At 69.0% G+C, this 12,027-nt stretch carries 8 protein-coding genes; 4 read left to right on the top strand and 4 right to left on the bottom strand.

Annotated elements, in window-relative coordinates; all coding sequences use genetic code 11:
- The first annotated feature begins 599 nt into the window (after positions 1–599).
- Positions 600–2,936 carry a molybdopterin cofactor-binding domain-containing protein gene (locus tag ACWDA7_RS19585; RefSeq protein ID WP_450605520.1) on the top strand — a complete coding sequence of 779 codons (2,337 nt, stop codon included), beginning with the start codon at positions 600–602 and terminating at the stop codon, positions 2,934–2,936.
- 9 nt (positions 2,937–2,945) lie between these two features.
- Positions 2,946–3,422, top strand: coding sequence for a (2Fe-2S)-binding protein (locus ACWDA7_RS19580; protein WP_450605519.1), 477 nt, complete (start codon positions 2,946–2,948; stop codon positions 3,420–3,422).
- A gap of 78 nt (positions 3,423–3,500) precedes the next feature.
- Here the strand turns inward: ACWDA7_RS19580 and ACWDA7_RS19575 are convergent, their stop codons facing one another.
- From ACWDA7_RS19575 to ACWDA7_RS19565, 3 genes are all read right to left on the bottom strand, one after another.
- The gene (locus ACWDA7_RS19575; protein ID WP_450605518.1) at positions 3,501–4,373 is read right to left on the bottom strand and encodes an amidohydrolase family protein; all 873 of its coding nucleotides are present in this window, start codon (positions 4,371–4,373) and stop codon (positions 3,501–3,503) included.
- A 22-nt stretch (positions 4,374–4,395) separates the two neighbouring features.
- Positions 4,396–6,879 (bottom strand): SpoIIE family protein phosphatase, encoded by a 2,484-nt coding sequence (locus ACWDA7_RS19570; protein WP_450605517.1) that lies wholly within the window; start codon positions 6,877–6,879, stop codon positions 4,396–4,398.
- Between the two features lie 314 nt (positions 6,880–7,193).
- Entirely contained in the window at positions 7,194–8,330 is a 1,137-nt protein-coding gene (locus ACWDA7_RS19565) for a PP2C family protein-serine/threonine phosphatase (RefSeq protein ID WP_450605516.1), read from the bottom strand.
- A 516-nt stretch (positions 8,331–8,846) separates the two neighbouring features.
- Between ACWDA7_RS19565 and ACWDA7_RS19560 the strand changes: the two genes are divergently transcribed.
- Together ACWDA7_RS19560 and ACWDA7_RS19555 are read left to right on the top strand one after the other, a co-directional pair.
- Complete coding sequence (locus tag ACWDA7_RS19560; protein ID WP_450605515.1) at positions 8,847–9,365, top strand: Fur family transcriptional regulator; 519 nt, start codon at positions 8,847–8,849, stop codon at positions 9,363–9,365.
- A 350-nt stretch (positions 9,366–9,715) separates the two neighbouring features.
- A complete protein-coding gene (locus ACWDA7_RS19555) occupies positions 9,716–10,555 on the top strand; it encodes a GAF and ANTAR domain-containing protein (protein ID WP_450605514.1) in 840 nt (279 codons plus the stop codon).
- A gap of 144 nt (positions 10,556–10,699) precedes the next feature.
- Here the strand turns inward: ACWDA7_RS19555 and ACWDA7_RS19550 are convergent, their stop codons facing one another.
- Entirely contained in the window at positions 10,700–11,443 is a 744-nt protein-coding gene (locus tag ACWDA7_RS19550) for an SGNH/GDSL hydrolase family protein (RefSeq protein ID WP_450605564.1), read from the bottom strand.
- Between the last annotated feature and the right edge of the window lie 584 nt (positions 11,444–12,027).

Here is a 12,027-nt window from a genome sequence, read left to right as displayed (position 1 = left end):
CGCCACCGGCCCAGGTGAACGACGCGGCCCGGCCGTCCGACTTGCCGCCCAGACCGATGCCGCCCCGCCCGCGGTCCGTCACCACCGTGAGCTCGACCCGAGCGCACCTCGGCACGCGTCAGGCGCTGGGGGCTTTCGCCTGCGCCCATGCCGAGCCCCACACCCGCAGCCCCTTCCTGACTGGGAGGCAACGATCACCGCCGTCACCGCTCAGTCCCCGGCCGACGGCCAAGCCGAGCGCGCGGCCCTGGCCCCGCGGAGGAGCGGCCGTTGAACAGGCTCGGAGCGCATGGACCAGGCCGGTCCGTGGGTGTGTTGCCAGGGGCGATCCAGCGTCGACCGTCCGGGTGTCGCGCAAACGCGCTGCCATGGCACCGGTGTCGTGGACCTCGCGGGTGAGCGTCTTGATGAAGCGCGGCCGGGCAGGCGGTGCCCCGATGCCGCGCAGTGCGCCGGAGGCTGCGAGCGCTTCACATGAGAAGCGAATTGTGCGCGTTGCGTGCTGAAGCGCTGCCGAGATCTATCGAGTAACGCGCCAACCATGCACAGTCGAGGTCCCGCCATCAGCGGCGGACATCACCTTGCCTGGAGGACAGTTGATGGGAGCGCACAGCCGTCCGGAGCAGCCGGAAGCCGCGCTTGCGACGGACGGCATCGGCCGCCGGAGGTTCCTCGGCTATGTGGTGGCCGCCTCCACGCTCACCGTGGCGGCCCAGCTCGGGGAGGGGGCCCTCGCACCGCAGGAGGCGGTTGCCGCGGCGCCGTCCCTGCCGGGGCCGGCGGAGATCTACGACCTCAACGACATGCTCACGCACGCCGCCCTGCCCACCGCGAACCTGATCACGATCCGCCTCGACGCCGACGGCACGGCCTCCTTCGCCCTGCCCAGGGCCGAGGTCGGGCAGGGCGTCACCACGTCCAGCGCCATGCTCATCGCCGAGGAGCTGGATCTGCCGCTGGACAGGATCCGGGTGACACTCGCCGACGCACGGCCCGAGCTGCTGTTCAACCAGCTCACCGGCGGGTCGAACACCACCATCTCCACCTTCACCCCCATCCGGGTCGCGGCCGCCGTGGCACGAGGGAGACTCCTCAAGGCCGCCGCTCTGGAACTGGGCGAGGTGATCGACACGCTGACCGCCAAAGCGGGGATCATCACCTCCGCCGTGACCGGCAAGAGCCTGACGTACGGCGAACTGGCGGAGAAGGCCGCGTCGGTGACGACTACTCAAGTGGAGGTCACCCTCAAGAAACCGGCCGACTTCGAGGTCATCGGGACTCCGCAGCGGCGGATCGACGCGTTGGCGGCGGTGACCGGACGCAAGAAGTTCGCGATGGACCTGCAGGTGCCCGGCGCTCTGCCGACCATGGTGTGCCGACCGCCGACGATCAACGGCACGGTCCGCTCGGTGGACAACCTCGACGAGGTGCGGGCCATGCCCGGCATCACCGATGTCCTACGGATCTCCACCGGCGTGGCTGTTCGCGGGCGCACCTTCGGGCAGTGCATCGACGCGGTGCGCGCGCTGAAGGTCACCTGGGGACCGGGTACGGCGGAGGGAGCCTCCGACGACACCATCCGTGCCGAGCTGCGCAGGGCCGAACTCCCGCTGCCCGCCCTCGGTCTGCTGACCAAGGCCGTCGACACTCGTTTCACCTTCCATTTCGCCAGCAACAGCGCGCTGGAGACCAACTGCGCGATAGCCGACGTACGGCAGGACTCGGCCGAGATATGGGGCGGCCTCAAGTCCCCGATCACCGCGCAGGAGCAGATCGCGGCGAAGCTGGGCCTGCCGGTGACCGCGGTCAAGGTCCACGTCACCGAGGGCGGCGGCTCCTTCGGCCGCAAGCTCTTCCACGACGCCGCCGCGGAGGCCGCCGAGATCTCCAAGGCGATGGGCAAGCCGGTCAAGCTGATGTGGCATCGCACCGACGACTTCCGGCAGGGCCGTACGCACCCCATGTCGACGTCGCGCGTGAGAGCCACCTACGCGCTCGGCCAGGTGCTGACCTACGATCAGCGCCACACCTCCGTGGCCACCGACTTCGGACACGGCGTCGGGGAGATCATCACGTCCGAGGCGGCGCAACTGCCGGTCGGTGGCCTCACCTTCTCCGAGACGATCTTCACGCTGACCCAGCAGACGCCCTACAACTTCGGCGTCGTCACCCAGCTGCTGAGCGAGACCGACCAGGGCTTCAACACCGGCTCCATGCGCAACATCTACTCGCCCAACGTGCGGTGCGCGCAGGAGCTGGTGGTGGACGAGCTGGCGAAACGGCTGGGCAAGGACCCCTACGGTTTCCGCCGCGAATTCCTCAAGGACGAGCGGGCCCGGGCCGTCCTCGACAAGGTCGCCGAGGTCGGCGACTGGGGCCGGAGCATGCCGGCGGGCACGGCCCAGGGCATCGCCGTCCACCCCGAGTACCACGCGTGCGTGGCGGTCCTCGCAGAGATCGACTGCCGCCCCGAGACCACCGGACGCAAGGTGCCCGACGCCTTCACCGGGCCCCGTGTCACCAAGGTCGTGTGTGCCGTCGACGTGGGCCTGGCCGTCAACCCCCGTGGACTGCAGGCCCAGATGATGGGCGGCATCATGGACGGCATCGCGATCACGCTCACCTCCGGACTCCACCTCGACAACGGGCACTTCCAGGAAGGCAGTTGGGACAACTACTTCTACACCCGGCAGTGGAACACGCCGCCGGAGCTGGAGATCGTCGTCATGCCGCCGACCACCGGCTCTCCGGGCGGCGCGGGGGAGCTGGCCGTAGCCGGCGCGATGGCCGCGGTGGCCTGCGCCTACGGCCGCGCCACCGGCACCATGCCGACGACCTTCCCGATCAACCACGGTGGACCGCTCGGCTTCGAACCGCTGCCCACCACCCCGCCGATCCCCGCGTCCCCCACCGACGGTCTCAGCCGCGCCTTCTAGGAGTCCCCCGTGCCCGAGCAAACCTTCATCCTCAACGGCAGAGCCGTGACCGTGGACATCGAGGACGACGTACGACTGCTGTGGGTGCTCCGGGACGTCCTGGGCGTGACCGGACCCAAGTACGGCTGTGGACTGGGCGTCTGCCAGGCCTGTACGAGTCACATCAACGGCAAGGCCTTCAACCCCTGCTCGGTCCCCGTGAAGGACCTGCGCCCGACGGACGAGGTGACGACCATCGAGGGTCTGCCCGGCACTGTCGGCAAGGAGCTCCATCCGATGCAGGAGGCGTGGCTGGAGTACGACGTCGCGCAGTGCGGCTACTGTCAGCCCGGCCAGATCATGGCCGCCGTCGCGAAGGTCCGGGCGGCGCGGGAGGAGGGCCGCGAGATCAGCGAGGCGGACCTGGACGAGATACGCAACGTCTGCCGGTGCGGCACGTATCACCGCATCCGTGAGGCGATCGAGGCCGGCGCGAAGATGTTCTGAGCCGAGGTTCCGTTCGTGCCGGCGAGCCGGGCCCGGGGCGGCGCGGCGGATCTGACTCGCCGGCGACCCGGTCCCGGTTCACAGGGCGAACAGACGGGCCGCGTTGTCGTGGCACACCGCCCGAAGCCAGTCGTCCCCCAGGTCGAGACGGGCCAGCCCCTCCAGGGCGTGGGCGTAGGAGTAAGGGATGTTGGGGAAGTCGGTGCCGAGCAGGATGCGGTCGCCGAGGTCGGTCAACCGCGAGTGCTCGGCCGGAGGGAACGGCGCGACCTCCTCGCTGAAGTCGGTGAAGGCCATCGTGGTGTCCAGATGGACGTCGGGGTGGCGATCGGCCAGATCGAGGAAGTCCCCGTATTCGGGCATCCCCATGTGGGCGATGATCAGGCGCAGCTTCGGGTGGCGTGCGAGCAGCCGGCCGACGGGTTCGGGGCCGGTGTGCTTGCCCGGCACGGGCCCCGAACCGCAGTGGATGACGATGGGGATCCCGGCCTCCGCGAGCAGGCCCCAGACCGGCTCGAGCAGTTCGTCATTGGGGTCGTACGCCCCCACCTGGACGTGGGACTTGAAGACGCGGGCGCCGTTCGCCACGGCTTCGAGCACATACCCCGCGGCCTCCGGCTCCGGGAAGAAGGTGGCGGTGTGCAGGCAGTCGGGGGTGCGGGCGGCGAACTGGGCGGCCCATGAGTTCAGCCAGGCCGCCATCGCGGGCTTGTGCGGGTAGAGCATCGCGGTGAAGGAACGCGCGCCGAAGCCGCGCAGGGTCGCGATCCGCTCGTCCTCCTCGGCCCGGTAGGCGATGGGCCAGGGCCGGCCGACCAATGGGCCCACGGAGTCGAAGTAGGCCCACACCTTGTCCATCACCTGGGTCGGCATGAAGTGGGTGTGCACGTCGATCAGGCCCGGCAGGCCGAGCTGTGACCAGAACGCCGTCACGCGCTCGGCATCGGTCATCGCCACATCGCTCCCTCCGCTCTCAGCCGGGACTGTACTCGCCCGGCGCCCCGGTGCCCGCCGCGGCCTCCGGTCCGGGGGATCGACACGCCTCGGGTCTGGAGGGAAGCGGCTGCTCGCACCAGATGGTCTTGCGGTCTCGGGCATGGCGGGTGCCCCATCGCTGGGTCAACTGCGCGACCAGCAGCAGACCTCGGCCGCCCTCGTCGAAGGTGCGGGCCCGTCGCAGATGGGGCGCGGTGTTGCTGCTGTCGGAGACCTCGCAGATCAGGGCGCTGTCACGGACCAGCCGTAGGTGGATGGGTGGGGCGCCGTAGCGGATCGCGTTGGTCACGAGTTCGCTGACCACCAGCTCGGTGACGAACGACGACTCCTCGAGCCGCCAGGCCTTGAGCTGCTCGGTCACGAGGGTGCGGGCATGTGCCACGTGCTCCGGCTCGGCGGGGATGACCCAGCTGGCGACCTGGTCGCGGGTGAGAGCCCGCGTCCGGGCCAGCAGCAGCACGACGTCGTCCTCGGGAGGGCCGGTCAGCAGCGTGTCCATGACGCGGGAACAGGCGGCTTCCAGCGACTCCGCCGCGGGCGCCAGCGCTTGGCGCAACAGGGCGAGGCCCTCGCTGATGTCCCGCCTGCCGGAGTGCACCACGAGTCCGTCGCTGTACAGAGCAAGGGTGCTGCCCTCCGCCAGTTCGAGCTCGATGTTCTCGAAGGGCAGATCCGCCACCCCGACGGGCGGCCCGATCTCCCCGGCGACGGGCTCCACCGTGCCGTCCTTGCCGATCAGGAAGGGCAGTGGGTGACCGGCGCTGGCCAGAGTGCAGTGGCGGGAGACCGGGTCGTACACGGCGTACAGGCAGGTCGCGCCCCGCTCCCCGCTCGTGTCCCCGTCGCCCAGATGGACGACGAGGTCGTCGAGGTGGGTGAGGAGCTCGTCGGGCGGCAGGTCGACGTCGGCGAGGGTGCGTACCGCCGTGCGCAGGCGCCCCATGGTGGCGGACGCCTGGATGCCGTGACCCACGATGTCGCCCACGACCAGCGCCACGCGCGTGCTGGACAAGGGGATGACATCGAACCAGTCCCCGCCCACGCCCGCTCGCGTGCCGGTGGGGAGATAGCGGTAGGCGACGTCCACGGCAGGCTGCTGGGGTGGTTGCTGCGGCAGCAGAGCGCGCTGCAGGGTGAGCGCGCTCTCGCGTTCGTGGGTGTACCGGCGGGCGTTGTCCATGGCGACGGCGGCTTTGACGGCCAGCCCTTCGGCGTCGGAGAGGTCCGGCGGGCCGAAGGGTGTGGAACGGGAACGCCAGAACGTGACCATCCCCAGCAGGGCGCCCTGCGTGACCAGAGGGACGATGATCATCGAATTGATCCCGGATCCGTGGAGTCTGCCCGCTTCCTGCGGCTGGTCGGAGCCGAGCGTGCAGGCGCTGAGATCGCCCACGAGTACCGCCTCCCGCAGGAAGCGGGGGCCTCGTACCGGCGGCTGGGGCCGTTGGAGCACGGTGCCGACAGGATCCAGCGGGACGTCGTCGTGGATGCCGCCGAGGGCCGCGCGTTGCAGGGGTGGTGAGTCGCCGACGGGCGCGGGTTCCGCGCTGCGCAGTACGGACACCACGAGGTCCACGGTGGCGAAGTCGGCGAAGCCCGGTACGGCCACATCGACCAGTTCCTGAGCGGTGCGCATCACGTCCAGGGTGGTACCGACCGCCATGCTCGCCTTGTAGAGCAGCTTGACGCGCCGGTACGCCTGCCGTGCGTGTCCAAGACTGGCCTCCAAGGAGTCGGCCATGGTGTTGAAGGCCGACTCCAGCCGGCCGATTTCGTGCCTGCCGGTCATCGGCATCCGGGCGCTCAGGTCGCCCGAGGCGAGCCGTGTGGCCACGGTTGCCGCCTTGCGGACGGGCCGGACGACGACCCGGGTGACGTATCCGGAGTAGCCGGCGATGATGAGGATCGAGCATCCGGTACCCGCGGCCGCCACGGCTTTCGCCCGTCCCGCGCTCGCGTCGGCGGCGGCCTCGCGTGCCGTGACGTCGGACTGTTCCACCGCGACGTATCGGCGCAGAAGGTCCCGCAACGCGTCGATCCTGTGCTGGCCTTCGAGGGTTGTCTCCGGGCTGCCGGCTTTCGGGTCCCCGTGCCGCGCCTCGTCGATCAGAGGAATCGAGTACTGGCCGATGAAGGACTGGCCGGCCCGGCTGATCTGCTGCGCCAGGTCCCTTTCGGGGAGGGTGCCACTGGCGCGTACGAGGTCTTGGGCTTGCTTGGGGAAGCGGGTCTGCGCGGTCTTCCACATCTCGAGGAACTGGGGCTCTCTTGTGATGATGAAGCCGCGCTGGTTCGAGTCGACGTCGAAGATGAGGGAGGAGACCCGTCGGCTCTGGACGAGCGCGGCATGGGACTGCCGTTCTGCCAGCCCGGTCTCGCGCAGGCTGTCACCCGACCAGATGAAGAGCGCGAAGATGGCACTGATCAGCACCGCGAGTAGCCCACTTGCGATGGCCGTCACCTTGGCGAGACTTCGTTCTGTTCGCCTGTCGTGCTTGTGCCTGGGCATCACATACGCCTCCTCTTCCCCGCTGCCGTGCCGTCCCTTGACTGGTCAGCGGTTGAGAAAGCTCGGAATGACGTTGTGCTACTGCTTGGTTCTGCGTCCCTTCGCTTCATCGGGCCGCGGGGTAAAGCCGCTGCCGGGTGCATCGTTCTCGCCTGTCTCCTTTGCTGCCTCTGCCGTTTGATGCCTCTGCCGTGTACGGGTCCTTCACGGGCGGGCGGCGGAGCGGTCCGCGGCTCCCGCTTCCCGCCGAGGGAGGCGGCCGCCCGTCACAGAGCTTCGGTCACGACGGCTCGTCTCTGCCCGCCGGGCGACCGGTTGGGCGTCATCCATGTGTGCGGGGACTGCTGAGGCAGGGTCGGGGACGGTGAGGGCGTCTCCTGCTCGTGCTCGCCCGCCCCGAGACGGTGCACGACCAGGGCGGAGAGATCGTCGTCGTGGCTGTCGCTGTAGGTGGCCAGGTCGTGGTCGAGGCTCTCCAGGAGCTGGCGCGGCGGTTGCGAGGCCCACTGCCGGATTCGCTGTGTGAACGGGTAGAAGGTCCCGGTGCGGTCCCGGCTCTCGGTGATGCCGTCCGTGTAGAGGAGCAGGCGGTCTCCGACCGTGAAGGGAACGACGTCCACGTGGTAATCGCCGCCGATGAGGCCCGCCATGTTGATCGGCGGTGACGGGGCACTGGGTTCCAGTTCGTGCATCTCGCCGTCGTGCAGCAGCAGCGGGGCAGGGTGGCCGCAGTTGAGCAGTCTGACGACATACTCGCTGGCGGGGATCTCCACGAGCAGCACCGTGATGAAGTGCTCGCCGGCGTCCTGGCCGACGGAGTCCTCGTAGTAGTGGTTCATATGGGATTCCAGCTCTTGCGCCAGCGCGGGCAGATCCGGCGTCTGCCGGGCGTGCGACCGGAAGGACCCGAGGATGGCCGAAGCCGCGTCGACGGCCGGAAGTCCCTTGCCTCGCACGTCTCCGAAGAGCATCCGGACCCCGTGCGGGGTGCGGTACGCCTCGTAGAAGTCTCCGCCGATCCGGGCCTGTGCGGCGCTTGCCCGGTAGAGCCCGTCGATCGTGACCTCCGCCCAGTGCTGGGACATCGGCCCCAGCAGTGCCCGCTGTGCCGTGTCGGCCACAAGGCGGACCTGGGCGAGCGTGCGTTCCTGCTTCTGTCGCTCACGGCTGGCGTGTACACCGGCCAGGGTGATCACCGCGAGCGCACCGAAGGTGACCATGCCCGGTGTCTCGAAAAGGGCATGGTCGGCGTCTACCAGGGCCACGGCGACGCCCACGGCCAGGATCCCGATCCCAAGGGTTCCGACGGCCGAGAACGTGGCGGCGGCCAGCGCGGGGGCCGCTCCCAGCAAGCGGTAGACCATGATGCGGTCGTCGAGGGCATTGGCGACGACCACTGCCACGATGACCAAGGGAGGGTTCAGCAACGCCGGTCTGAACCGTCGGGCGGCAGTGTGCCGTGGCCTCCTGAAGCGTGCGAGGCCTTGGCCGAGCGGGCGAATCGCGCGTCTGATGGCCGCGAGGACCGCCTTGGTCTCAGGGACCATCGTTCATCCCCAATTCGCCGGAGCCCCGTCGGAGGCGCGTCGGATTGGGGCGGGTCGGCTTCATGCATGCCGTCGGATCGCTCATGTCTGCACGTCCAATCCGGTGCGAGGGAGCCGCGCGGCAGCGGTCGCTCCTGGAGACCGGAACTGCGTCTCACGAGCATCGGAAGGCTTTTGTCCGTATTTGCCGTGCCGCTTCCCTGTTACGCTAATTTGGAGTTATTCAAGTGGCTAGAGAAGTTCACCCTATTTTAGGAACCTTTGGTGTTCTCTATGTGTAGTCTCTGGAATGACTCCAGAGCGGACGGACCTGAGAGGAACAGGACCGCAGCCGTGCGGTCACCCAAGGTCGCCACCTCGGCGGAGATCATCATGAATCGCACCCCCCGGACCACAGTGGACGCACCCACCACCACGGTCGACCCCATGGCGGACGCCGCGATCCGGCTGCAGCGGGCCCAGCTTCGGGTCACCGCACCACGTATGGCCGTGCTGGCCGCCGTGGAGGAACTCGGCGGTCACTCCGATGTGAACTCGATCCGCAACCGAGCACAGGGCGTGCTCGGCCGTCTCTCCCTCCAGGCCACCTACGACGTCCTGCGCGTCCTCACCGAAGCCGCTCTGCTGCGCTGCACCCACATCGCCGGCCATCGCGCGCGCTATGAGGTCGACAGGCACGACAATCACCACCACTTCGTCTGCCGGACCTGCGGCTGCGTCGTCGACGTCGAGTGCGTGATCGGCGCCGCACCCTGCCTGGAGCCGCAGCTTCCCCCCACCTACCTGATCGGCGAGGCCGCGGTGACCTTCTGGGGCACCTGTCCCGACTGTTCCGCCCGGGCGGAAGGGGACGGTCCGGCGAATGACCTGCCCGAGGGCCCGGCCGGCTGAGGGGACCGGCGCGGCACCACGATCGAGTACATCGCCGCCGGACCGCCTCCGGCGGCGATGCCCAGCCTCTGCGACCCCCGGCCGGCTATGCCGCTCGGTCGACGCAGCCGCGCGATGGCAGAGCGTGACCGCCCCTCAGAGGGCACGCCCCGACGCGAGAAACCGTGCACGGGGACGTGCAGTGCTGCCAGGGTTTGGGCACTCGTCACGCTGAGAGGCAGGAAGCGCGGTCGACCACGGTCGTCATTGGTGCCTGAGCAGGCGTCCCGTCGGGCGTTGAATGGCCGACGGACGACGACACCGGTGGATCAGCTCTGCTGACCGTGCGTGACGACACGGGGGTGATGACAATGCGGTCCGACCACCCCGACCAGCCCGGCGACGGCCGACCGTCAGGGGCGGACGAACAACTCGTCACTGAGATCCTGCGGACCGCCGCCCGAGGTGTCGATGTGCGACGGGTTCCCGCAGCCCTATGCCATGCCTGTCTCGGGCTGCTGACGATCAGCGGCGCCTCCGTGTCGATCTCCGGTGGACCAGGTGTGCGGGCCACCTGGTGTGCCAGTGACAGCACGGCCGCCCGGCTGGCCGAGGCCCAGTACACCCTGGGGGACGGCCCGTGCCAGACGGCGCTGGATCGTGCCGCCCCGGTGCTCGCCGCGGACCTGGGCCGGGGTCGGGATGCCTGTCGTTGGCCTCTCTTCGCCGATGAGGCGGTGCAACTGGGTGTGCGTGCGGTGTTCTCGCTGCCGCTCGGCGTCAGCGGCGCGGCGATCGGGACGTTCGACCTGTATCGCGAGACGGCCGGACCGCTGTCGGAACGCGAACTGAGGATCGCCCTGCGGACGCGGGACGCGGTGACGCTCGCAGTGCTGAACCTGCAGCCGGTGTATGACACCACCGGGCGGGGAGCCGAGGACGACGCGGCGTCGTGGGTGGCGGCCTGTGAGGCCGACCACAGCGAGGTCCATCAGGCGGTCGGCATGGTGATGATGCAGCTCAATGCGGATCCCGGCCAGGCGCTGGACCGGATGCGGGCCCGTGCGTTCGTTCAGGGCCGTACGGTCAGCGAAGTGGCGCGGGACGTCGTCTCCCGCAGGCTCGGCTTCGGGCCGGAGTCGAGGGGCAGCCACGGCCAGGACAGCGGTCGGCGTGGCGGTGGTGGCGACGGACGGGGCGGTGAACGGTGACCACTTGAACCCGCCTCACGTGCTCGTCGGCGTCACGGCTGTCGCCCTTGCCGTACGGGGCCTGCATCGAACGGCGGCAGAGCCCCTGTCCACAGATTGCCGTGGACAGAGGCCCGCCAGGCGCCAGTTCGTTCGTGAGGAAGATCAGCTGTTCGCGTTCAGCACGGGGTAGTAACCGCTCGAGTGGCCGGTTGCGGTCGGGTGGTACGACTCCCAGCTCGGTGAGACCACCACTGAGTGCAGCCAGCCGTCGCCGGAGCACAGCTCATGCCCGCTGAAGCCGTTGCGTACGTCGCCGAAGACGAAGCCGTGCGCGGCCGCGCGGCTGGCGATGACGTTGTCGAGGACGTCGGCGGCCTCGTCGATCTTGCGGTGTTTGGTGTCGCTGAGACCGACGCAGAAGACGTTGAGGGTGTACATGTGCGGGTAGCCCAGCACGACCACCTTGGCGTTGGGCGCCTTGGCGCGGATGGCGTTGTAGGTGGCGTCCAGACGGGCGGGAAGCGTGTTCTGAGCGTAGCTCTCAGCCTGGTTGACCCGGTTGACGCAGTCGGAGTCGGAGCCGGCCACGCAGGTGGTCATGACATCCGAGAACCCGGCGTCATTGCCCCCGATGGTGAGGGAGACGAGTCCGGTGGAGGAGTTCAGCGGGCCGAGCTGATTGTTCGTCACATCGGTGGTGACTGCGCCCGAGCATGAGGTGTCGGCGAACGAGGACGGGGCGTGGGCGTTCTTCCACAGGTACGGGTAGGCGCTGAAGCTGCGGTGGCAGGAGCCGCTCGAACTGTCGTAGTTACCTGCGCCGTTACCGGCCGAGTACGAGTCTCCCAGGGCGACGTACGCGGGCCCGGCAGCGTAGGCCGGACCACCGATGACCAGGCTGAACATGATCGCGACGCTCAGCGTGGCAAGAGCTGACAGCGACTTGCGTCTCACGGAACCTCCCGGAGCGGGAATGCTGGCTCTCATTTGGTACAACCAGCAACGACTCAGCGGAAGTGCTCATGTCAAAGATTCTTTGCGTGTAGACACCCCATTCATGCCAGATAGGCGCGTGATCCGGCCAACGGGCCCGAAATGTACGGTTGAGACGTGCCCAGCTCAGAAGTGCAGCTCAACGAAACCGAGTCGGGGACTGATCCGGCGTCAGTTGCGGAGCCTGTCCAGCGTGTCGTGCCAGGATCGCCGGGGCCGCCCGACGGGGTGCGCCGAGGCGCTCCCACCGTCGGGCCCCGCGGTTCAGGTCGAACGGCGGCAGGCCGCAGGGCGCTTCGAGGGTGTGGGCCTGGCCCTGCTGACCACGACCGGTGCAGGCACCGTTTCGGCCGGCGCCTCGCGACGCTCGCACACCCTCAAGCTCCACTTGAGGCAGAGGCTTCACTCAAGTCCATGTGGCGCGTTGCCCGCGCCGTGGTGACGGCGCGAAAATCGGTCGCGGGTGCCGCCCGCGTCTGACGTCGCTTTCCTCTTGG

The organism is Streptomyces sp. NPDC001156 (genome assembly GCF_053598275.1).
Note: the sequence above shows the minus strand (reverse complement) of the source record. Positions and strands in the feature narration are given on the sequence as shown.

Coding starts and splice junctions, on each gene's coding strand:
- ACWDA7_RS19555 (WP_450605514.1), top strand. CDS start 9,716: ATGCGGTCCGACCACCCCGACCAGCCCGGCGACGGCCGACCGTCAGGG.
- ACWDA7_RS19585 (WP_450605520.1), top strand. CDS start 600: ATGGGAGCGCACAGCCGTCCGGAGCAGCCGGAAGCCGCGCTTGCGACG.
- ACWDA7_RS19560 (WP_450605515.1), top strand. CDS start 8,847: ATGAATCGCACCCCCCGGACCACAGTGGACGCACCCACCACCACGGTC.
- ACWDA7_RS19550 (WP_450605564.1), bottom strand. CDS start 11,443: ATGTTCAGCCTGGTCATCGGTGGTCCGGCCTACGCTGCCGGGCCCGCG.
- ACWDA7_RS19575 (WP_450605518.1), bottom strand. CDS start 4,373: ATGACCGATGCCGAGCGCGTGACGGCGTTCTGGTCACAGCTCGGCCTG.